The sequence below is a fragment of the Streptosporangium sp. NPDC053982 genome, from assembly GCF_055585205.1.
The window spans coordinates 21,595-43,588 of record NZ_JBVJKQ010000024.1; the positions used below are offsets into that span (position 1 = coordinate 21,595).

Sequence of the window (21,994 nt, forward strand, 5' to 3'; positions counted from 1 at the left end):
GTCGCCCCCCGAGATGCATAAACCGCCTTCTTTACTCCACAATGTGAGCGAAGTGGACTTCGGGGAAGGACGAGACTCGTGCGAACAGCGGTGACGGTGAGTGCGCTGGCCCTGGCGGCGTTGGCGTCCGGGCCCGCGATGGCGCACGCCTCCTCCATGTCCCTGGCCGTCCACGTGTCGGCGGCCACGCCCGTCACGGTGGGGTCCATCGGCGCGGCGGGGGCCGTCATGCCGGGGTCCGTCGTCACGGCGGGGTCCGCGTCCGCCGCGGCGGCGAAGGGCGACCCCACCCCCACCCCGACCCCGACGCCGTCCTCCACCTCCTCGGCGCCCGCCACCGGCGACTCCGACCCGCTGGCCAGGGGGACCATCGTCGACACCGTCGCGTACGGCCGGCACACCATGCAGCGGATGGACGTCTGGTACCAGCCCGACGAGCTCAGGCGGCCGGGTGTCTTCCTGATCCACGGCGGCTGGTGGTCGACCGGCGACAAGAAGCAGATGTCGGAGATCGCCCGGAGCTACGCCGAGCTGGGCTACACGGTCTTCAACCTCAACTACCGCCTCTCCGGCAGCGCGGCCTGGCCCGCGCCCCGCACCGACACCTTCGACGCCATCGCCACCGCGCGCAAGCACGCGGCCCTGTGGTCCTTCGACCCGAACGACTACGTGGTGATCGGCTTCTCCGCCGGGGGCCACCTGGCCACCGCCGTCGGCACCTACGGCGAGCGGAGGCTGCCGGGGCTGCGCGGCGTGGTCGGCGTCTCCCCCGTGATCTCGCCGATCACCGCCTACAACGACGGCGCCGACACCACCGACGCCTACCGGCGCAAGCTGCGCGAGTCCGCCGTCCGCCTCGCCGGAGGGTGCGAGCCCGTCGAGTGCCCGAAGGTCTGGAACAGCATGGAGGTGCCGCTGCACGCGAGCCGCGGCGACGCCCCCGTGCTGACGCTGCACTCGGAGGAGGAGTTCGTGCCGGTCGAGCACAGCCTCCGGCTCCAGGAGCGCCTGAAGCGGTTCGGCGTGCCGATGACGGTGCTGACCCAGCCGGGCGCCGACCACAGCTCGCCGATGTACCGGCAGGCCGGGGTGGCCGAGACGGTGCAGGAGTGGGTCGCGTCCCGGCTCCGCTGACGGCTTTCCCGGCCGCCTGCCGGAAAGGGCCCGGGGCCGGGCAGGAGGGGTCCGCGGGATCGGGCGGGAAGGGCCGGGGTGCCCGCCCGGAAGGGTTCGAGGACCGGGCGGGAAGGATCCGGGAACCCGCCGGGAGAGGTCCGTGGATCGGGCGGGAAGACGAACGGCCTTCGCTTTGTTGCCATGAGCGCCGAACATCACATGAGGGGATGATCAAGACATGGCGCTCACCGTTTACACGACCAGCTGGTGCGGTCCCTGCCGGCGGCTGAAGTCCCAGCTCACCCGCGAGGGCATCGTCTACCGGGAGGTCGACATCGAGCGGAACCCCGACGCCGCGGAGTTCGTCATGAGCGTCAACAACGGCAACCAGGTCGTGCCGACCGTCGTCTTCGACGACGGCACCGCGGCGACCAACCCCTCGGTGATCGAGGTCAAGGCGCGGCTGCGGGCCGCGGCGGCCGTCGCCGGCGAGTAGCCTCCGCGCCGGCCGTCCCGCCGCTCCGGCGGGGAGCACGGCGGCGGCCAACGGTCCCGGTGGGGTGGTTCCCCCTGCCGGGATCGGCTTTCCCCGGACCGCGGAACCCTGCGAACCCGGCGGGACCGCGTCGCGGATCACCGGCCCTCGCACGGCGACCCGCCGTACTGCGGGACCGCGTCGCCGATCACCAGTCGCCGGACAGCGGCTCGCCGTACCAGGTCTCGATCAGCCTCCGGGCGATCGAAAGCCCGGACGGCAGCCGCACCTCGCCGCTCTCCAGCGCGGCCAGCAGCTCCGCGCGGCCGAACCAGCGCGCCTCAGCGATCTCCTCCGGGTCGAGGACGAGCTCGGTGGAGGTGGCGCGCGCGAAGAAGCCCAGCATCAGGCTGCGCGGGAAGGGCCACGGCTGGCTGCCGAGGTAGCGGGCGCCGGTGACGCTCACGCCGACCTCCTCGGCCACCTCGCGGGCCACCGCGTGCTCCAGCGACTCGCCCGGCTCCACGAACCCGGCGAGCACCGACATCCGGCCCTCGCCCCACTCCGGACCCCTGGCCAGCAGGCAGCGGTCCTGATCGTCGTGGACCAGCATGATCACCGCGGGATCGACCCGGGGGAAGTGCTGGCTGGCGTCGCGGGGGCAGACGCGGACGTGCCCGCCCGACCGCACCTCCGTACGGCTGCCGCAGCGCGGGCAGAACTCGTGGGTGGAGTGCCACGCCTCCAGCGCGACCGCGTAGACCAGCAGCCCGGCGTCCAGGTCGCCGAGCAGCGCGCCGATCTGGCGGAGCCCGGCGACGACGACCTGTCCGTCCGGGACGGCGGAGGCGGCGACCGGGGAGACGATCCGGCCGTGCGAGGCGCCCAGGACGGGCTCCGGCAGCGGCGCGGAGATCGCGAAGTAGGCGACGCCCCCGGCGTCCACGCCGAGGAGGTAGCGCTCGCCCGCGGGTGCGTCCTCCGGGGCCGAGAGGACCAGTGAGAACTCGTCGCCCGACCGCCTGACCAGGGTGTTGCCGTCGTCGATGGTCAGGACCCGGGTGGCGGGATCGGCCCAGGCCCTCTCCAGCCACGCGGCGTCGCCCCGCAGCAGCGCCGAGCGGTCGACGGCGCTGCGCGCGAGGAGCAGCGGCCCCAGTAGTCCGTCCTGTGCTGTGATCTCCACGCTCTCCACGCCGTTCGCCTCCCAGACCGACTGGTCATCCTACGCCGCGTCCCCGGACGCCTCCCGCCGCGACCCCGGACCGGCCCGCAGGAGCGGTGCGGAGCGCCTCGCAGGGCCCGCCGCCGGACCGTCCGGGGTGACTGGCATCCTCATGTCAGGCCGGACATGTACCGTGTTTACGCCGAGACGCCAGCGTGATGATCTCCACCCGGTTAAGATGAACCGAGTTAGGTTAGCCTTACCTGATAAACGGGGGTCCCCGCATTGCGCCTGTACCTCACCGCGCTCAAACCGACCGACTCGGTCACGGACGGGTTCCTCCCCGCGGCACGCGCGCTGGCCTGCGACGTCACGATCCTGACCGACCGCCCAGAACGGCACGCGGCCTCCGGGGCCGAGGTGCTGCGGTGCGACGTCCGCGACGCCCGCTCGGTGATCGACCTCATCGCCCACCACCACGCGCCCGACGCGATCTTCTCCAACTCCGACCATCTCCAGGCGGAGACCGCCCTCGCCGCCGCGTACTTCGGCCTGCCGGGCAAGGACTGGCGGGCCTGCCTCGCCGCCAAGAACAAGGCGCTCACCCGGCGGCGGCTGGCCGAGGCCGGGGTCGAGACCGTCCGCTCGGTACGGCTGGCACCGGACGACCCGGCCCCCCCCGACCCGCCGTTCCCCGCGGTCGTCAAACCGCGCGAGGGCGTGGCCAGCGAGGACGTCGTGCTGGTGGCCGACGCGGGGGAGCTCGCCACGGCCGTCCGGGTGATCCGTGGCCGGCGGCCGGGTGAGGCACTGGTGGTGGAGGAGTACCTCGACGGGCCGCTGCACACGCTGGAGACCCTCGGCGACGGCACCGACCTGCGGGTGCTCGGCGGTTTCCGCACCACGCTGGGACCGCCGCCGCACTTCGTGGAGGAACGGCTCGACTGGGCGGACCCTCCCGGAAGGGAGCACGTCCTGCGGGCCCTCGCCGCGCTGGGCGCGGGCTTCGGGGCCTGCCACACCGAGTACGCGATGACCCCGGCCGGGCCGCGGATCGTCGAGGTCAACTACCGGGTCATCGGCGACCACTGCGACTTCCTCCTCGCGGACCTGCTGGGCGTCCCGCTGTTCGAGCACGTTCTCGCCGTCCACCTGGGCGAACGGTTCGGCACCCGGCCGGGGGACCCCGCGGGGACGGACGAGCGGGCGGGACGGGCCCCGGGGATCCCCGGGGGCGGCAGCGGCCTCCCGGACCTCCCGGACCCCGCGGGCCGACCCGCCGGGCACGGGACCATACTGAGCCTGGTGGCCGACCGGCCGGGGACCGTGACCGCGGCCCCGGGCGTGGTGGACCCCGCCCCCGGCGACCGGGTGCGGCTCTGGCACCGGCCGCTGCGCGCCGTCGGCGACCGGATCGAGCCGTCCAACACCAACCGCGACTACCTGGGCATCGTCCGCGCCATCGGCCCCGACCGGGCGAGCGTGGACGACGCCCTCGCGGCCTTCGCCGCCACCGCGCGCTGGGAGGTCGCATGAGCCACGCGAACGGCGGGCGCGGCACGGACGGCAGGCGCCCCGCGGACGGCGGGCGTCGCGTGAACGGCGGGCGCCCCGTGAGCGGTGCGCGCCCGGTGAGAGGAGGGCACGGCATGGACGGCGAGCACCGCGCGGGCGGGGCCGGCGGGCGGGAGCCGTACCTGGCGGCCCGGGTCCTGAACGCGCTGCTGCGCGAGGACTACGGCGGTCTGGCCGGACGGGTCACGCGGAGCAGGGACGGCGTCGTGCTGCTGCTGCCCACCGGGCGGCAGGTACGGCTGGCGGCGGGGTCGCCGTTCCAGGACTTCGTGGTCGCCCCGCAGGAGGCGCTGCGCCTGGCGGAGGTCCTGCACGCGCTGCGGGAGGTCTCCGCGCCCGCGGACGCGGCCGGGGTGGAGGCGTTCGCCCGGGAGTGCGGGGAGGCGCTGCGCGCCCTCGAACTCCACGACGCCCACCGCGAGGAGGTGCTGGCCCGTCTCGCCCGCCGTACCCCGGTGGGCCGGCGGACCGGCGGCGGGCGGCTTCCGGACGGACGCGGCGACGGCCCCGGCGGGCGGGTCCCCGTCGGTGTCGGCCCCGGATCGGGGACCGGGACCGGAGCGGGAGCGGGGACCGGCCCCCGGGCGGAGGCGGACGCCGGGCGGCTCGACGCGGTGCGCTACGAGGCGCTGGCCGCCTTCGTGGACCACCCGGTCTACCCGACGGCGCGCTGCCGGACCGGGCTGACCGACGAGGAGCTGGTGGCCTACGCGCCGGAGTTCGCGCCCGCCTTCGAGCTGCGCTGGGCGGCCGTGCCCCGGGAGCGGGTCACCGGGGCGGCACTGCCGTGCGCGCCGGAGTTCCCCGCGGTCGGGCTGCCCGGCGAGCTCGCCGGGACGCACGTGCTGTTCCCCGTCCACCCGCTGACGGCCCGCGCGGTCGAGGAGATCCCGTGGACGGTCCTGGCGCCGGAACCGTACCTCGAGGTCCGGCCGACGCTCTCGACGCGCACGGTCGCGCTCGACCGGCGCGCGCACCTGAAACTGCCGCTGACCACCAGCACGCTGGGGCTGCGCAACCGGCGGTCGATCAAGCCGGAGACGCTGGCCGACGGGGCGCGGGCCGAGCTGCTGCTGCGCCGCATGCCGGACCCGCGGGTGCTGCTGGCCGACGAGCAGACCCACGCCCACGCCGGGCACGAGTACCTCGGCTGGATGCTCCGCCGCCACCCGGCCGGGGAGATCGTCCCGGTGGCCGCGCTGCCCGCTCCCCTGCCGGGCGGCGGGCTGGTCGCCGAGGAGCTCGCCGGGCGGTGGTACCGGGGGGAGGCGGCGGAGATGCTCCAGGACTACCTGCGCCTGCTGTTCTCCTACAACGTGCGGCTCTTCGTCCGGTACGGCACCGCGCTGGAGGCCCACCAGCAGAACCTGTCGCTGGTGTTCGGCGACGGACCGGCCAGGCTGCTGGTCAAGGACTACGACGGCCTGCTGACCTCCCCGGGGCGGCTGCGGGCGGCCGGGATCGAGGTACCGGACTTCGCCGACGAGCGGATGCTGACCGACGACCCGCACGCGCTCGCCGACGTGTTCGTGACCATCACCCTGCACCTGGCCGCGACCGCGGTGACATCCGGGGTGCTGCCGCCCCCGCGGGCGTTCCGGCTGGTCCGTGACGCCCTGGCCGAGGCTCTCGACGAGCACGGCTACGACCCCATGGCCAGGCTGCTGCGGGCCAGGACCCTCGACGCCGCCCGGCTGGTCGGCAAGTCGATGGTCACCGCCGGGACGCTGGTGGACAGGACCCGCACCGGGGCGCGCGACGTGAACAAGTTCTACGGCACCAGCGGCCCCAACTACCTGCGCCAGATCCCCGCCGGCCCCCCGGCTCCCCGCGACGGCTCCACCCGTGACGGCTCCTCCCGTGGCGCGGCCGGGAGAAGGGCGCCGTGTTGACCGGCCTCGCGCTCACCTCCCCGGCCGCCGCCGCCGAGGAGGCGTCGCTGGCCGCGCTGCTGCGCTGCTGCGTCCGGGAGGTGGCCGGGCCGCGCGGGCTGGTATGGCACGCCGAGCCGTACGTGCTGCTGCGGGTGGCGGGCACCCTGCTGCGGGCCCGGACGTACGGCGGGCTGGCGCTGCGGTTCGACGGGCCGCCGGAGCGGCTGGACGAAGGGCGCTGGCGGCCCCTGTCGGTGGACCTGCTGGTCCGGCTCGTCGAACGGGAGCTGGGCGAGACCGCGGACGCGGCGAACGAGGAGTTCGCGACCCAGGTGGGGGCGAGCCGGGAGGCCATGGCGGCACTGGTCGCCGCCCGCCGGGACGTCCCGCCCCCGGCCGACCCGTGGCTCGCCTCGGAGCAGGGGCTGGTCTTCGGCCACCCGTTCCACCCCAGCCCGAAGGCGCGCGGCGACGCGGGCTGGCTGCGGCACGCCCCGGAGGCGCACGCGAGCTTCCCGCTGCGGCTGCTCGGGGTGCGCGACGACGTGCTGGCCGGGGTGGGCGACACCGGTCCGCTCGACGGGCTGGGCGCCGCGCCGCCGGGCTACACCCTCCTGCCCGCGCATCCGTGGCAGCTCGACCTGCTCGCGGCGGAGCTGGCCGCCCCGCTGGCCGACGGGAGGCTGACGGACCTGGGAAGCGCCTCGCGGGCGTCGGTCCCCACCTCGTCGGTCCGGACGGTCTACGAGCCGGGGATCGACCGCTGCCTGAAGTTCAGCCTGGACGTGCGGATCACCAACTGCGTCCGGAAGAACTCCTGGTACGAGCTGGCGGGCGCGGTGGAGCTGACCCGGCGCCTCACGCCGGTGTTCGCCGGCCTGGCCGAGCGGTTCCCCGGCACCCGGTGGCTGCCCGAGCCGGGCTACCGCTCCGCGGCCCTGGGCACCCGGCTGCTGGAGGGGCTGAGCGTGATCGTCCGGGCGAGCCCGTGGTCGGTCTGCCGTCCGGGGGTGACCCCGCTGCTGAGCGGCGCGCTGGCCGCCGCCGGCGACCGGCCCGCCGACCCCGCGCGGTGGTGGCGGGCCTACGTGGAGCGCGTCGCGCCGCCGGTGCTCGACGCCTACCTGACCCACGGCGTGGTGCTGGAGGCCCACCTGCAGAACGTGCTCGTCGGCGTGGACGCGGCCGGGCTTCCGGTGGAGGCCGTCTTCCGCGACATGGAGGGCGCCAAGCTCGTCGCCGGCCGTCACGACCTCGCCGGACTGCCGGGTGAGGTCGCCGCGGCGCTCACCTACGACGAGGAGGGGGGCTGGAACCGGGTGGTCTACTGCCTGATGGTCAACCACCTGCCGGAGATCGCCGCCCGGCTGGCCGGCCCCGACCCCGCCGCGGCGCGGGAGCTGTGGGCCGTGGCCGGGGAGGTGCTGGCCGGGTACGCCGGGTCGCGGGGCCGGCCGCGCCGGCTGTCGGACCTCCTGGCGGGCGCCCCGCTGCCCGCCAAGGCCAACCTGTCGGTCCGGTGGGCCCGCGCCGCCGACCGCCGCGCCGGGTACGTGCCGGTCGCCAACCCGCTGGCGATGGTCTCGTGACGGCCGCCGTCCCGCCGTACGGCCCGGCGCCCGCCGATCAGACCCCGGTCCCGGTCCCGGCTCCGGCTCCGGCTCCGGCTCCGGCTCCGGACGGTGCGGGAGCGACCCCGGAGCCGGACCGCGGCGGCCCGCCGTACGGCCTGGCGACCGCTGACCTGCCCGCCTACGTCTACGACCTCGCCGCGCTCGACGGGCACGCCGCCGCGGTGCGGGCCGCGCTGCCGGGGATCGAGCTGTACTACGCGGTCAAGGCCAACCCCGACGCCGAGCTGCTGAGGGTGCTGGCCCGGCACGTGGACGGCTTCGAGGTCTCCTCGGCGGGCGAGCTGGCGCACGTCCGGAGGCTCTTCCCGGACGTGCCGACGGCCCTCGGCGGTCCGGGCAAGACCCGGGCGGAGCTGTCCGCGGACGTCACCCGGCTGCACGTGGAGAGCCCCGGCGAGCTGCGGCGGCTCCTGGCCTCCGGCCGCCGCGCCGACGTGCTGCTGCGGGTCAACCTCGACGTGCCGGTGGGCGGGGCGTCCCTCGCCATGGGCGGCGGCGCGACGCCGTTCGGCATGGACCCCGCCGACGTCGCCCGCTGCGCGGCGGCGCTGGAGGGGCAGGACAGGGTGCGGCTGCGCGGCGTCCACGCCCACCTGGCCAGCGGGCTCGCCGCCGCCGACCTGCTGCGGCTGGCCGGGACCGTGCTGGAGTACGCCCGCGCGCTCGGGGTGACGGAGGTCAACCTCGGCGGCGGCATGGCGGTGTCCTACGCCGACCCGGACGACCGCTTCGACTGGTGCTCCTACGGCGAGGGCCTGGCGCGGCTGCGCCGTCCGGGCGAGGTGCTGCGGGTCGAGCCGGGACGGTCCCTGACCGCCTACTGCGGGCGGTACGTGACGCGGGTGCTCGACGTCAAGCGGGTTCACGGCGAGCTGTTCGCCGTGGTCGCCGGGGGCACCCACCACCTGCGCACCCCCGCCGCCAAGGGGCACTCCCAGCCGATGGCCCCGCTGCCGCCGGGCGAACCGGTCACGATCGCCGGGCAGCTGTGCACACCCAAGGACGTCCTCGCCCGCCGGGCGCCGGTCGCGCTGGCCCCCGGCGACGTCGTGGAGTTCACCATGGCGGGCGCCTACGCCTGGAACATCTCCCACCACGACTTCCTGATGCACCCGCCGCCGTCGTTCCGCTATCTGGGCCGGGCGGCGGTCCGGGACGGCCACCGGAGCGGCCGCCATGCCGAGGGGTGACCCACCGTTTTGAAGGTTTCATCTCGTGATGCCGGGCGCCTCGGGGAAAAGTCCCAACCGGGAGTTCAAAGATAGCGTCGAAGGCATGGTCAACGACATGAAAGACGCCGCCCACGCCGTCGACGCCGCCGCCGTCATGGGCCTGCTCCCCGCCCGGCCGCGGGTGCTCGCGCTGGGCGAGCCCACCCACGGCGAGGACGTCCTGCTCGACGTGCGCAACGAGCTCTTCCGGCAGCTCGTCGAGCGGGAGGGCTACCGGACGATCGGGATCGAGAGCGACTGCCTGATGGGCCTGGTCGTGGACGACCACGTCACCTCGGGCACCGGCACCCTCGACGAGGTCATGGAACGCGGCTTCAGCCACGGGTGGGGAGCCGCCCCGGGCAACCGTGAGCTCGTGCGCTGGATGCGCGAGTACAACGAAGGCCGGTCGCCGTCCGAGCGGGTGCGCTTCGCCGGTCTCGACGGCCCGCTGGAGATCAGCCACGCCGCGAGCCCCCGCCAGGCCCTCACCGCGCTCCACGGCCACCTCGCGGCCCGGGTGGACGCGGACCTGCTCCCCTGCGACGCGGAGACGCTCGACCGCCTGCTCGGCGCCGACGAGCGGTGGGCGAACCCCGCCACGATGATGGACCCCTCCGAGTCCGTGGGACGGTCGGCCGAGGCCGGGGAGCTGCGGCTGATCGCCGACGACCTGGTGGCGCTGCTCGACGCGCAGACCCCGCACCTCGCCGAGACCTCCTCACGGGAGGAGATGGAGCGGGCCCGCCTGTACGGGCGCGCCGCCGTCGGTCTGCTGCGCTACCACCACTGGATGGCCGACACCTCGCCGGGCCGCATGGCGCGGCTGCTGGGCCTGCGGAGTTCGATGATCGCCGCCAACGTCCTCGCCGTCGCCGAGCGGGGCCCGGCGCTGGTCCACGCCCACAACCTTCATCTCCAGCCGGGCAGGAGCGTGATGCGGATGGGGGACGCGCCGTTCGAGTGGTGGAGCTCCGGCTCGATCTTGAGCGCGCGCCTGGGCGGGGAGTACGCCTTCCTGGCCACGGTCCTCGGCACGATCCGGCACCGGGGAGTGGACGCCCCGCCCCCGGACACCGTCGAAGGACTCCTGTACACGCTCCCGGAGGAGCGCCTCCTTCTCGACCCCCGCCGGCTGACCGCCGTCCTCGGCGACGCGCCACCCGCCCCCCGCGTCTCCCCCTGGTTCGGCTACATCCCGATGAACCCGGCCCACCTGGCCGGGACCGACGGGATCGTGTTCGTCAGGGACCTCCCACCGAGCTAGGATTCCCCGGCCTCCGGGGCGGGGATCGCCGATGCCCGGGCCGCGTCAGGGTGTGCCGAACCAGGTGGAGAGCGCCTCGCGCAGCGCGGGTACGGCGGTGCCGGCGGGCTCATCGACGGGTGCGGCCCAGGCGATGTGGGCGTCCGGGCGGATCAGCAGGGCGTCGGCGGGCCGCCGGTCGGTCTTGGCGGTGTGGATGTCGACGCGCCGTCCCCAGTCGCGGGCGGCCTCGCGCAGATCCGTACGGCCGGCGAGGTCGAGGAGGACGGGCCGGGCGGGGTGCAGGAGTCCGGCGACGCCGGTGATCCCCCGGTCGGTGTGCAGGGTGAGGTCGGGGGCGAAGGTTCCGGCCAGCGGGTGGTGGCCCGAGCCTGGCATGGGGTAGCGGATGTCGGTTCCGGCGACGAGTGCTCCCATGCGGCGCAGCGGTTGTTCGTCGGCGAGCAGTTCGGAGAACACTTCGCGCAGTGCTTCGGCGGCCTCGTCGTGCCCGCGTCGCAACGCCACCTGGGCCCGGGTGTGCAGCATGGTACGGGCGCCGGCGAGGTGGCGTTCGTCGTGGTAGGTGTCCAGCAGGCCGCCCGGCGCCCGGCCGTGGAGTTCCGCGGCCAGTTTCCAGGCCAGGTTGACCGCGTCCAGCAGGCCGGCGTTGAGCGCCACCCCGGTGGCGGGGAACAGATGCGCGGCGTCACCGGCCAGCAGGATGCGCCCGGCCCGGTAGCGCTCGGCCTGGTGGGCCTTGAAGGTGAAGCGCGACAGCCGCGTCGATCCGGCCAGGGGCAGGTGCGCGCCGAGTACGCGGTGGATGCTGTCCTGAAGCTCGGTCAGCGTCATCGGGACGTCGTCGTCGTACTCGGTGCTCTCGTCCTCGATGGTGTAGAGGGAGACGCTCCGGGCGCCGGGTGAGGAGCCGACGCCGAGCAGGCCCCGGTCCGTGCGGGTGAAACCCGCGCGGACCGTGCCGAAGCCGGGGACGTCGAGATCGCCGTTGTCCAGCACGGTCACCTCGTCGGGCAGGGTGACCTGGGCCAGCCGGTTGACCTCCGGGTAGGTGACGCCGGGGAACGGGATGCCGGCCCGGTCCCGGATCCCGCTGCGCGCGCCGTCACAGCCCACCAGGTAGCGGGCGTTCACCTGGTACGGACCGTCCGGGCCCCGCACGTCCACCGTCACCGCGGTGTCGTCCTGGCTCACCCCGGTGACCTCGTGCCCGCGCCGGACGTCCACGCCGAGCTCGCCGGCGCGTTCGTCGAGCAGCCTCTCCAGCGACTGCTGCGGCAGCGGCAGCGCGTGCAGCGGCGGATCCGCCATCCGGGTGAAGTCCAGATGCACCCCGCCGAACGGGAACCGGGGCGCCGGGACGGGGCCGGTGCAGGCCGCCTGGAAGCGTTCCAGCAGGCCACGGTAGCGCAGCAGCTCCAGGATCTGCCCGCCGAGACCTCCGGCCTTCGGGGTGTCGCGGCGGTGCGGGTGCCGCTCCAGCACCAGCGGCCGCACCCCGGCCAGGCTCAGTTCACCCGCCAGCATCAGGCCGGTCGGGCCGGCTCCGACAATGATCACGTCGGCGTTCTTCATGTGTCGCATCTCAGTCCTCGATGTCGGCGACGGTGGAGACCGGGGTGGTGAGGACGGCGTCGAACGCGTCCAGGACGGGCGTGTGCAGGTAGGCGCTCTGGATCCGGTAGCGGTCGGGGCCGGGGGTCTCGCGGGGCGCCCTGCGGAGGTCGGCGATGCTCAGTCCGAGCCCGGCCTCGGCGAAGGCGGCCTCGACGCTTCCCGGCTCGGGCGGCTGCAGCTCGGTGTCCTCGATGGTGAAGCCGAAGCGCGCGTCCTCGTCGGGACGCATGTCGGCGGTGTGCCCGGCGGGGCTGGTCAGGGCGAGGGCGACGTAGTCATCGCCGAGCGCATGGTGAAGGTGCTGTCCCATGGGCAGCCCGGTGAGATGGCCGTCGAAGGAGACCGGCGTCTTCTGGATGTGGGCGTTGTGGGCCGCCAGCACGACGCGGGCGGCGGGGCCGAGGCGTTCCAGGTGCCACAGAACCGACCCGGCCATGTAGACGTCCCTGGCCGAGGTGTCGGCGGTCAGGCCGGTGCCGGCGAACAGGCCGGCCATGGCGCGGAAACCGTAGTCGGCGGCGCAGGCGGCCTCAAGGCGGCGCAGGGCGATGTCGTAGCCCTCCCGGCCGGTGCGGGAGACGTACAACGGCTCGACGGCGCGGAAGCGGATGAGCAGCCGCATCAGGGTCGCGCTGAGGGCGTCCTGCTCGGCGGCGGTCAGGCGGGTCCAGGCCGGTGCGGCCGAGGCCGCGGAGGCGCCGGCGAACGACTCGGCGATCCGCATCGCCTCCTGGATCATCGGGAGGACCTCGGGATCGGCCTCGCGCAGGTAGTCGGCGACCGGGGCGAGCGCGGGCAGCAGGGACCCACCGGCCGCCGGGACGTCGATCCCGGCGAAACGCACCGGCACCCTGGCCGAGGCGTTGTGCCGGCGCATCCAGCGCAGCGGTTCGCCGACCCCGACCGGGATCGCCTCGGCGAGCCGGGCCCGCAGCTCGTCGTCGGGGCCCTCGCCCTGGGCCCAGGCGTCCAGCGGGAACCCTTCGCTGAAGCCGTACTCGAAGGCCAGGACGGTGAAGCCGCAGCGTTCGGCCAGGAACCGCAGGATGCGCCTGCGCATGAGCGAGAACTCGGTGATGAAGTGGGAGTTCTCACCGATCGCGACGACGCGGGCCGCTCCGACGAGTTCGCGCAGCGGCTCCAGGTCGTCGAGCGGCGCCTCCGGGTCGAGGTGGGTGAGCGGGGCGGCGTGGTCGCCGAGCCAGTCGGTGAACGAGCCGGGATGGGACGGAGCAGACATCGGGCAACTCGATTCTGTGGTGAAGGGGATGTCAACGGCGGGTGGGAGCAGCGGTCACATCCGCGCGGGCGCCGCCTTCTCCAGGTCGTCGACGCTGCCGGACATGATCGTGCGGATATGAGCGGTGATGTGCTCCAGCGGCCAGTCCCACCAGGCCAGGGCCAGGAGGCGCGCGATGTCGGCGTCACTGTGGCGGCGGCGGATGAGCCTGGCGGGGTTGCCGCCGACGACGCCGTAGTCGGGGACGTCCTCGACGACGACGGCGCCCGAGGCGATGATCGCGCCGTGGCCGATGCGGACGCCGGGCATCACCGTGGAGCGGTAGCCGAACCAGACGTCGTTTCCCACCACGGTGTCGCCCCGTCCGGGCAGGCCGGTGATGAGGTCGAAGTGCTCGGCCCAGGAGCCGCCCATGATCGGGAAGGGGAACGTCGAGGGGCCGTCCATGCGGTGGTTGGCGCCGTTCATGATGAACCGCACCCCCTCGCCCAGCGCGCAGAACCTCCCGATGACCAGCTTCTCCGGCCCGTAGTGGTACAGCACGTTGCGGGTCTCGAAGGCGGCCGGGTCGTCGGGGTCGTCGTAGTAGGAGAACTCCCCGGCCTCGATCAGCGGCGAGGTGATGAGGGGCTTCAGCAGCACCAGGCGCGGCTGGCCGGGCATGGGGTGCACCACGGTCGGGTCGGCGGGAACGGGTATCACGAGAGCATCGTCTTTCCGATGAGGTGGTGAGGAACGTCAGACCCGGTCAACCGGGCGTCGGACGCGCCGGGGTGGGGCGCACCCGCTCGCGGTCCCTGGGGACGGGCTTCAGCCTGACCGTTCTTATCTGTACGGAACGTACCGTACCGATAGAATGATTTCCAAGCCGGGATCCAATGTCAAGTACGGACCGTTCCGTACCGATAAAGTGGCGGCATGACCGACACTCCCCACCGTCGCGGCGCCGACCGGACCGAGGCCATCATGCGGACCACACTGGAACTCGGCCAGGAGATCGGCTACGCGAAGCTGAGCATCGAGGCGGTCGCGGCCCGCGCGGGTGCCAGCAAGCAGACCATCTACCGCCGATGGCCGTCCAAGGGAGCCCTGCTGCTCGACTCGCTGTTGTCGCTGAACGAGCCCGGCCTGGACTACCCCGACACCGGCGACCTCGTCACCGACCTGCGCACGCAGATCTACGCGGCCGTCGACCTGCTGGGCAGGCCGCCCTTCGGACCCCTGTTCAAGGCCCTGGTCGGCGAGGCCCAGCACGATCCCCGGATCGCCGCCACGCTCAACGAGCGCTTCATCACCCCGCAGGCGGACAAGACCGTCGCCCGGCTGAAGACGGCCCGCGACCGGGGCCAGCTGTCGCCCGCATTCGACCTCGACCTGGCGATGGCGGTCCTGTCCGGCCCGCTGTACTTCCAGCTCCTGATCACCCAGGAGCAACTGACCCATGAGTACGTCGACCGGATCCTCGACGCCCTCCTCGCCGGGATGAGGCCCCGGCCCCAGGCCGGCCGGGAGCTCCCCGGAGCCCGGTGAGTCCTGACGCCCCGCCGCGCCCACGGCGGCCGTCGTCTCCGCCGGTCGCCGGACACGCCGGGTCCTCCGCGAACACCGCGGAGACCCGGGGCGGAGTGTCAGCCGATGGCGGGGACCGACTCGATGAGGGCGGCCAGGCCGCGCTCGTCGAGGAGGTCGGCCGGGCGGACGGTCTCGTTGGACCTGACGTAGTGGAACGCGGCGCTCACCGCCGGCAGGGGGACGCCGGCCAGGTGGGACCAGGCCAGGCGGTAGGCGGCGAGCTGCACCGACGCGGACGTCTCCGCCTTCCGGCCCTCGGGGCGGCGGCCGGTCTTCCAGTCGACGACCTCGTAGTGGCCGTCCGGGGTCTGGAACACCGCGTCCATCCGGCCCCTGACCAGCCGGTCGGCGATCATCGTCTCGAACGGCACCTCGACCTCGATCGGCTCCCGGGAGGCCCACTCGCTCTCCTCGAACCGGGCGCGCAGCTCCTCCAGGCGGGCGTCGGCCTCCTCGAAGCCGTCGTCGAAGGCGCCGGGCAGGTCGAGTTCGTCGATCAGCCGCTGCTGGCCCCAGCGGGACTCCAGCCAGCTGTGGAAGGAGGTGCCTCTGCGCGCCAGCGGCGCGGGCCTCCGCGGCACGGGACGGCGGATCCGCCGGGCCAGGGCCTTGGGGTCGGAGGCCAGCGTGACCAGGGAGGAGACGGTCAGGTGGGTGGGCAGCTCGACCCGGCCGCCGCCGCGCCGCCGGTTGGTCTCCCGCTCCCTGAGCAGCAGCTCGGTGTCGCGCGCCCACGCCCTGGCCCGTTCGCGGTCCCAGCCGCGCAGTTCGGCGAGGGTCCTGGCGTGCCGGTTGCCCGGGTCGTCCCCGAACCCGGCGAGGTGGGCGGCCTGGTCGGCGATGGTCACCGCCGCGTCCTCCCGCGCGTCCGGGGATGACGCCGCGAGCCCTCCGCCGGAACTCTCCGTAACACCCGGGGCCCCCGCGGCCTCCCCGGCCTCCCCGGACTCTGCGGGCTCTGCGGACTCCGGACCCGCCGGGGCGGCGCCGCCGGAGGCGTCCCACGCGTCCTCCGGGACGTCCCAGGGGGCGTCCGGGAAGGGGACCTCCTCGTCCTCCGGTGGGAGGGGGATGTCGCCGAGCGGCACGTACGGGTCCGCCGTACCGGCTTCGGAGCCGCCCGTCGTACCGGGCCCGCCCGCCGTACGGCCGGACGGGTCCGCGGGGGCGTCGCCGCCGGTGAGGGCGGCGAGGGCGGCCTCGACCAGGGTGGCGCCGTCGAGAACGGCCGCGTAGCGCGCGTCGTCGGGGCTGACCGGCCAGGCCGACTCGGCGGGTTCGGCGAGCAGCGGGTTGACGGCGTCCTCGGCCGCCTCGGGCGCCCAGGCCGCCACCCGGCCGCAGGTGTCGCGGATCTCCAGCAGGAACTCGGACGGCAGGAGCGGCTTGGACCCGGTGCCCCAGCGGTAGCCGGAGGCGATCAGCAGGTAGTGGGCGCGGGTCACCGCGACGTAGGCCAGGCGGCGCTCCTCCAGCAGGTCGCGGTCGCGGCAGCGCTCGTCGAAGTCGCCCAGCTCCTCCTTCGACAGCCCGGTCAGCCGGGGCAGGTCCGAGGCGTCGCCGCGCAACGGGTAGGGCAGCTTGCGGGCGTTCTCCGTCCACCGGGGACTGGTCGTCGGACGGGCCGGGAAGATCGTTCCCACGGTGAGCGTCCCGGCCTTGGACAGCGCCTGCGACATTCCGGGCACCACGACGACCGGCCACTCCAGGCCCTTGGAGGCGTGGACGGTCATCAGCTTCACGCTGTTGCTCTCGCCCACCCGGCCTGCGTCCAGGCCGTTCTCCTCCTCGTCGGCCGCCTTCAGGAACGCCAGGAAGGCCCCCAGCGTCGGGTCCTCGGAGTCCCCGGCGAACCGGGCGGCGGCGTCGAGGAACGCGTCGAGGTCGGCGCGGGAGGCGAACGGGCCGACGGCCGTCCCCCGGGCCGCCACCTCGATGTCCAGGCCGAGCCTGCGCTCGATCTCGGCGATCAGGTCGGGCAGCGGCTGACCGGTGTGGGCGCGCAGGGTCCGCAGCTCCTGGGCCATGGCGAGCAGCCGCACCCGGGCCAGCGGCGAGAACGCCTCCTGCCACTCGGGGCGTTCGGGCAGCTCGTCGAGGGCGTCGACCAGGCTGCCGCGCTCCTCGGCGAGGTCGGCCACGACCTGGTCCAGCGGATCGGACCCGGCGGACGGGCCCTCGGACTCCTCCCGGTGCTCGCGGTTCAGCTCGCGCGCCCGGTCGCCCAGCTCCTTGAGGTCGGCCGGGCCGATCCGCCAGCGCGGACCCGACAGCAGGCGCACCAGGGCGTCGCCCGCCGACGGGTCGTAGACCACCCGCAGCGTGGCCACCACGTCGGCGACCTCCGGTACGGCGAGCAGCCCGCCCAGGCCGACCACCTCGACCGGGATGCCGCGGGCCTCCAGCGCCCGGCGCAGCGCGGGGAACTGCGACCGTTTGCGGGCCAGGATCGCCACGTCGTGGGGTTGCAGGCACTGCGGGCCGCCCCAGGCGCTCTGCTTGGCCTTCCTGCGCTCGCCGTCGCCCCACGGCAGGCCGTCGGGCGCGCTCTCGCCGCCCAGCAGCCGTGAGATCTCCGCGGCGACCCACTCGGCCTCGTCGTCGGCGGTCTCGTGGAAGGCGCACGTCACCCGGCCGCGCTGGACGCGGTTGCCGCCCGGGACCAGCACCGGCACGTCCCGCGACTCCATCCGGAGCGGGAGCTGCACCCGGGCCGCGACGTCCAGCACGGCGTCGCCGTTGCGGAAGCTGACCGACAGGAACCTGACCGGGGCCGGCTCCCCGGAGGGGGTGCGGAAGTCGCGGGGGAAGCGGCTGAGGTTGCCCGACGACGCGCCGCGCCAGCCGTAGATGGACTGGCAGGGGTCGCCCACGGCGGTCACCGGGTGACCGCCGCCGAACAGCGCGCGCAGCAGGACGAGCTGGGCGTGGCTGGTGTCCTGGTACTCGTCCAGCAGGACGACGGCGAACCGGCCCCGCTCGATCTCCCCGACCTCGGGGTGGCCGGAGGCGATCCGGGCGGCCAGCGCCATCTGGTCGCCGTGGTCGACGACCTCGCGCCGCCGCTTGAGCCTGCCGTACGCCTCCACCAGCGGCAGGAGCTGCTCGCGGGCCCGCTGGGTGACCAGCGGGCGGCGCTGGGCCAGGGTGGGCGAGCCGGGCAGCTCTCCGTAGCGGTCGGTGAGCCAGGCGCCGACCTCCCGCACGTCCGCCGGGGTCCGCAGGTGCTCGGCCAGCTCGCCGGCCAGCTCCAGCACCGCCCGGGTGACGGTGGCCGGGCCCCACTCGATCTGCTCCATCGGCCCGTCGTAGCCGCTGACCACCCGCTGGGCGAGCTGCCAGGAGACGGCCGGGCTGATCAGGCGCATGGTCGGCTCCAGCGCCTCACGCAGGGCGTGGTCGGTGACCAGCCGGGCCGCGTAGGCGTGGTACGTCGAGATCGTCGGCTCGCCCTCCAGCAGCTCGGCGGGGACCTGCGCGGCGGCGACCAGGCCGGCCAGGCGCTCGCGGACCCGGTGGGCCAGCTCGCCCGCGGCCTTGCGGGTGAAGGTCAGGCCGAGGATCTGGTCGGGGCGGACCAGGCCGTTGGCCACCAGCCAGACGACCCGCCCCGCCATGGTCTCGCTCTTGCCGGACCCGGCGCCCGCGACGACGACCATCGGCTCCAGACCGGCCTCGATCACCGCGGCCTGCTCCGGGGTCGGGGGGAGGATGCCCAGCTTCTCGGCGAGCTGGATCGGGCTCAGCACGCGGCGCCCCCGCGCGGTACGGCCCGGCCGGGCGCGACGCGGCGCTCCCGGACACGGCACGGCGTGGCGCGGGACGCCGGGGAACGGCGCGGCGCGGCCCCGCGCCGGGTGGTACGGCTCAGCACACCTGGTCTCCGTTCTTGCTGACCGGGCAGCTCGACCGCACGGCGCACGTACGGCAGCCGTCGTTGACCTTGGCCTGGAAGAACGGACCCGACATGCCGGTCGCGACGGTCTCGACCATGTCGCGGGCCCAGCCGGGGTCGGCGTCCTCCGCCAGGGGCCGCTGGATCTGCTCCTTGGCGTCCTTCTTGCCCGCCGCGTCGCCCACCTGGACCAGGGCCGCCCCGCCGGGCTCGGTCATCCCGTGCCGCTGGAAGGCGCCCAGCAGCGCGGCGAGCTGGTACACCCCGAGCTGGGGGTGGCGGTCCAGGTCGGCGTCCTTGGGGCCGTTCTTGCCCGTCTTGATGTCGATGATCACCGCCCGGCCGTCGGCGTCGCGCTCGACGCGGTCGACCCGGCCCTTGATCTGCACGCCGTCGGCGAGCGTGGCGACGAACGCCTCCTCCAGGCCGACCAGCTCGCGGGGGTTCTCCCGGTGCCAGCGCAGGAACTTGGCGACCATCTCCTCGGCCACCCGGCGCTGCTTGCGGTTGTACCAGAGGCCGCCGAAGTCGAGCTCGCCCCAGACGTCGTCCAGGCGCTTGCCCAGCGTCTCCTCGCTCGGCATGCCGGTCGCGGCCAGCACGGCCAGGGCGTGCACGACCGTGCCCAGGCCCCGGGCCGCGTCGGTGCCGCCCGCGCCGACGGAGGTCTCCAGCAGCCAGCGCAGGCCGCACTTGGTGAAGTTCTCCACCGCCGAGGGCGAGATGCGCACGATGCCGTCGGGCCAGTTCAGCGGGCGGTCGTCGGAGACCGGGGTCAGGGCGTACCACTCGTCGGGGTGCGCGCCGGGAACCCCGGCGACGGCGAGCCGGGCCAGGTGCTCGGCGGCCGCCCTGCGCAGCGGGGCGGGCCGGGTCGAGTCGGTCACCGCCGAGCGCAGGTCGGCGACCAGCGCCGACATGCTCAGCCAGCGGGAACGCTCGTCGATCCCGACGTCCTCGCCCGAGCCGGGCACCAGCTCGGTGAGGAACCGGGAGGGGCGCTCCTCGCTGTCCTCCCCGCCGACGGCGGTGACGACGAGCCGCTTCCTGGCCCGGGTCGCCGCGACGTAGAACAGGCGGCGCTCCTCGGCCAGCACCTGGGAGGTCAGGGCTGCGGCGACGGCGGACGGGCTCTCGTTCTCGGAGCCGCGGGCCCGGGCGACCATGTCGTCGGTGCGCAGGACCGGGCCGTGCGGCCGCAGGTCGGGCCAGACGCCCTCCTGGACGCCGGCGACGACCACCACGTCCCACTCCAGGCCCTTGGATCGGTGCGCGGTCAGGATGCGCACCGAGTCGGCGTCGGGGGCGCGCTCGGCGAGGGAGTCTCCGGGGATCTCCTGGGAGACGAGGTCCTCCACGAACACCTCGACGCCGGCGTGCGGGAGCCGGTCGACGAACTTGGCCGCGTGGTCGAACAGCGCCACCACCGCGTCGAGGTCACGGTCGGCCATGGCGCCCCGGAACCCGCCCGAGAGGCTCGTCTCGGTCCACTTCTCGGCCAGGCCGGTGGTCTTCCAGACGGTCCACAGCACGTCCTCGGCGGTGCCGCCGCGCCGTACGGCCTCGGTGGCGCCGGCGATGAGGCGGGCCACCCGCTCGGCGGGCAGCGCCACGTGCGGCTCGACCCGGACCAGCTCCCGGGAGTCCTTGAGCGCGGCGACGAGGAGCTCACCGGACGAGCGGGGCGCCGGCGCCTCGCGCTCCTCCAGCGGGATCGGGAGCCCGTCCCCCTCCGGCGCGTCGGCGTCGCCGTCCCGCGGACCGGCCGCGCCGCCGCCGGGCAGGTCGCCGTCGGGCGTCGTGCCGCTCCGGACCACGTCGTCACGCGCGTCGCCACCGGGCACGTCATCGCCGGACGCGTCATCGCCGGGGACGTCGTCCTCGCGGGACGGGTCGTCGCCGGGGGCGTCGTCGTCACGGGGCAGGTCGCCACCGGGGACGTCGCGTTCGTCGGGGTGGAGCAGCGCCTCGTGCTCGGCGATCCGCAGCGCCCTGCGCAGGCGGCGCACGCCGATCATGTCGGTGCCGCCGAGCGCGCCGGTCAGCAGCTCCTCGGCCATGGCCTCGTCGAGGTTCTCCGGGTGGAGCGCGACCTGGATCAGCCGGATCAGCGGCCGCACGCCGGGCTCCTGGAACAGCGGCACCTCCCCGCCGCCGACCACCGCCGGCACCCCGGCGCTCACCAGCGCGCGGCGCAGCAGCGGGAGCTGGCGGGTGGCCGAGCGGACCAGCACCGCCATCCTCGACCAGGGGACGCCGTCCAGCAGATGGGACCGGCGCAGCGTGTCGGCGACGACGGCGGCCTCCTGGGTCGCGCCGTCGGTCACCACGACCCGGACCTCGCCGGGGACGGCGTCCGGCAGGGCGCGCAGGTCACGGTGGTGGGCCGCGCCGCCGAGCGGGGAGGGCAGGCGGGCGGTGACGCGGCGGGTGGCCCGGAGCAGCTCCGGGCCGCTGCGGCGGCAGACGCGCAGCGCCAGGACGGGCGCCCCGGAGCCGTCGGCGCGGCGGAACCGGTCGGGGAAGTCCATGATCCCGCGCACGTCGGCGCCGCGGAAGCCGTAGATCGACTGGTCGGGGTCGCCGACCGCGACGAGGTCGCGGCCCTCCCCCGCGAGCTGCTGGAGCAGCAGTTCCTGGGCCGGGTCGACGTCCTGGTACTCGTCGACGAAGACGACGTCGTAGGCGGACCGCTCGCGCAGCCGCGCCTCGGGCTCGGCGAGCAGGGCGGCGGCGGCGCGGATCAGGTCGGCGTAGTCGAGCACCGGCTCGGCGTCGAGGTCGAACCGGGTGTGGTAGCGGTCGGCGAACCGCCCGGCGGCCACCCAGGAGGGGCGGCCGTGCGTGCGGCCCAGCTCGACGAGGTCGCGCCCGCCGAGGCCGATCTCGGTGGCGCGGGCCAGGAAGTCGCGCAGCTCCTGGGCGAAGCCGCGGGTGGCGAGGGCCTCGCGCATGTCCTCGGGCCACTGGAGGGCGCCGTCCTCCAGCTCGCCGTGGAGCAGCCGCCGGATCTCCAGCAGTTGCTCGGGGGCGGTCAGCACACGCGGCGGAACCCGTCCGGCGAGGACGGCCTCGCGGCGCAGCAGGGCGTAGGCGTAGGAGTGGAAGGTCATCGCCAGCGGGGTGCGGGTCGTACGGCGGATGCGGGCGGTGATGCGCTCGCGCAGCTCCTCGGCGGCCCTGCGGCTGTAGGTGAGGACCAGCACCCGCTCGGGGTCGGCGCCCCGCCGCTCGACCCGGTCGACGACGCTCTCCACGATCGTGGTGGTCTTGCCGGTGCCGGGTCCGGCGAGCACGAGCAGCGGGCCGCTCCCATGCGCCACCACCGCACGCTGGTGCTCGTCGAGCACGGG

The 21,994-nt window shown here is 74.8% G+C and carries 14 protein-coding genes; 8 read left to right on the plus strand and 6 right to left on the minus strand.

Features of this window, described 5'->3' with window-relative positions:
• The first annotated feature begins 78 nt into the window (after window positions 1-78).
• Both ACZ6W9_RS34295 and ACZ6W9_RS34300 read left to right on the plus strand, forming a co-directional pair.
• Window positions 79-1,134, plus strand: a complete 1,056-nt coding sequence (locus ACZ6W9_RS34295) for an alpha/beta hydrolase (protein WP_389956412.1) — start codon at window positions 79-81, stop codon at window positions 1,132-1,134.
• Window positions 1,135-1,354: 220 nt separating this feature from the next.
• On the plus strand, window positions 1,355-1,612 hold the full coding sequence (locus ACZ6W9_RS34300) for a mycoredoxin (RefSeq protein ID WP_362939334.1): 258 nt from the start codon (window positions 1,355-1,357) through the stop codon (window positions 1,610-1,612).
• 187 nt (window positions 1,613-1,799) lie between these two features.
• Here ACZ6W9_RS34300 and nudC read toward each other — a convergent pair whose 3' ends face one another.
• A complete protein-coding gene (gene nudC, locus ACZ6W9_RS34305; protein ID WP_389956416.1) occupies window positions 1,800-2,777 on the minus strand; it encodes an NAD(+) diphosphatase in 978 nt (325 codons plus the stop codon).
• Window positions 2,778-3,041: 264 nt separating this feature from the next.
• Between nudC and ACZ6W9_RS34310 the strand changes: the two genes are divergently transcribed.
• The 5 genes from ACZ6W9_RS34310 to ACZ6W9_RS34330 all read left to right on the plus strand — a co-directional run bounded on the left by ACZ6W9_RS34310 (window position 3,042) and on the right by ACZ6W9_RS34330 (window position 10,317).
• Entirely contained in the window at window positions 3,042-4,292 is a 1,251-nt protein-coding gene (locus ACZ6W9_RS34310; protein WP_470121480.1) for a siderophore biosynthesis protein, read from the plus strand.
• Window positions 4,293-4,405: 113 nt separating this feature from the next.
• Complete coding sequence (locus ACZ6W9_RS34315) at window positions 4,406-6,223, plus strand: IucA/IucC family protein (RefSeq protein WP_389956422.1); 1,818 nt, start codon at window positions 4,406-4,408, stop codon at window positions 6,221-6,223.
• On the plus strand, window positions 6,217-7,794 hold the full coding sequence (locus ACZ6W9_RS34320; protein WP_470121482.1) for an IucA/IucC family protein: 1,578 nt from the start codon (window positions 6,217-6,219) through the stop codon (window positions 7,792-7,794). The genes ACZ6W9_RS34315 and ACZ6W9_RS34320 overlap by 7 nt, the downstream gene beginning before the upstream one ends.
• Window positions 7,791-9,029, plus strand: coding sequence for an alanine racemase (locus tag ACZ6W9_RS34325; protein WP_470121484.1), 1,239 nt, complete (start codon window positions 7,791-7,793; stop codon window positions 9,027-9,029). The genes ACZ6W9_RS34320 and ACZ6W9_RS34325 overlap by 4 nt, the downstream gene beginning before the upstream one ends.
• An 85-nt stretch (window positions 9,030-9,114) precedes the next feature.
• Window positions 9,115-10,317 (plus strand): erythromycin esterase family protein, encoded by a 1,203-nt coding sequence (locus ACZ6W9_RS34330; RefSeq protein WP_389956430.1) that lies wholly within the window; start codon window positions 9,115-9,117, stop codon window positions 10,315-10,317.
• Window positions 10,318-10,362: 45 nt separating this feature from the next.
• Here the strand turns inward: ACZ6W9_RS34330 and ACZ6W9_RS34335 are convergent, their stop codons facing one another.
• The 3 genes from ACZ6W9_RS34335 to ACZ6W9_RS34345 are packed head-to-tail and all read right to left on the minus strand — an operon-like array spanning window position 10,363 to window position 13,837.
• On the minus strand, window positions 10,363-11,901 hold the full coding sequence (locus ACZ6W9_RS34335) for an FAD-dependent monooxygenase (RefSeq protein WP_389956432.1): 1,539 nt from the start codon (window positions 11,899-11,901) through the stop codon (window positions 10,363-10,365).
• Between the two features lies 1 nt (window position 11,902).
• On the minus strand, window positions 11,903-13,174 hold the full coding sequence (locus ACZ6W9_RS34340; protein ID WP_389956435.1) for an erythromycin esterase family protein: 1,272 nt from the start codon (window positions 13,172-13,174) through the stop codon (window positions 11,903-11,905).
• 54 nt (window positions 13,175-13,228) lie between these two features.
• Entirely contained in the window at window positions 13,229-13,837 is a 609-nt protein-coding gene (locus ACZ6W9_RS34345; RefSeq protein WP_389957922.1) for a CatB-related O-acetyltransferase, read from the minus strand.
• A gap of 255 nt (window positions 13,838-14,092) precedes the next feature.
• Here ACZ6W9_RS34345 and ACZ6W9_RS34350 point away from each other — a divergent pair, with 255 nt between their 5' ends.
• On the plus strand, window positions 14,093-14,704 hold the full coding sequence (locus ACZ6W9_RS34350; RefSeq protein ID WP_389956438.1) for a TetR/AcrR family transcriptional regulator: 612 nt from the start codon (window positions 14,093-14,095) through the stop codon (window positions 14,702-14,704).
• A 98-nt stretch (window positions 14,705-14,802) separates the two neighbouring features.
• On the opposite strand, the gene ACZ6W9_RS34355 is transcribed toward ACZ6W9_RS34350, so the two are convergent.
• Together ACZ6W9_RS34355 and ACZ6W9_RS34360 are read right to left on the minus strand one after the other, a co-directional pair.
• Window positions 14,803-18,495 carry an ATP-dependent helicase gene (locus ACZ6W9_RS34355; RefSeq protein WP_470121488.1) on the minus strand — a complete coding sequence of 1,231 codons (3,693 nt, stop codon included), beginning with the start codon at window positions 18,493-18,495 and terminating at the stop codon, window positions 14,803-14,805.
• A 118-nt stretch (window positions 18,496-18,613) separates the two neighbouring features.
• Complete coding sequence (locus ACZ6W9_RS34360; RefSeq protein ID WP_470121490.1) at window positions 18,614-21,991, minus strand: ATP-dependent helicase; 3,378 nt, start codon at window positions 21,989-21,991, stop codon at window positions 18,614-18,616.
• Window positions 21,992-21,994: the final 3 nt, after the last annotated feature.

Bases quoted from the DNA above. Each gene is read 5' to 3' on its own strand.
- ACZ6W9_RS34350 (WP_389956438.1), top strand. From the start codon at position 14,093: ATGACCGACACTCCCCACCGTCGCGGCGCCGACCGGACCGAGGCCATC.
- ACZ6W9_RS34300 (WP_362939334.1), top strand. From the start codon at position 1,355: ATGGCGCTCACCGTTTACACGACCAGCTGGTGCGGTCCCTGCCGGCGG.
- ACZ6W9_RS34345 (WP_389957922.1), bottom strand. From the start codon at position 13,837: ATGCCCGGCCAGCCGCGCCTGGTGCTGCTGAAGCCCCTCATCACCTCG.
- ACZ6W9_RS34315 (WP_389956422.1), top strand. From the start codon at position 4,406: ATGGACGGCGAGCACCGCGCGGGCGGGGCCGGCGGGCGGGAGCCGTAC.
- ACZ6W9_RS34335 (WP_389956432.1), bottom strand. From the start codon at position 11,901: ATGCGACACATGAAGAACGCCGACGTGATCATTGTCGGAGCCGGCCCG.
- ACZ6W9_RS34330 (WP_389956430.1), top strand. From the start codon at position 9,115: ATGGTCAACGACATGAAAGACGCCGCCCACGCCGTCGACGCCGCCGCC.
- ACZ6W9_RS34340 (WP_389956435.1), bottom strand. From the start codon at position 13,174: ATGTCTGCTCCGTCCCATCCCGGCTCGTTCACCGACTGGCTCGGCGAC.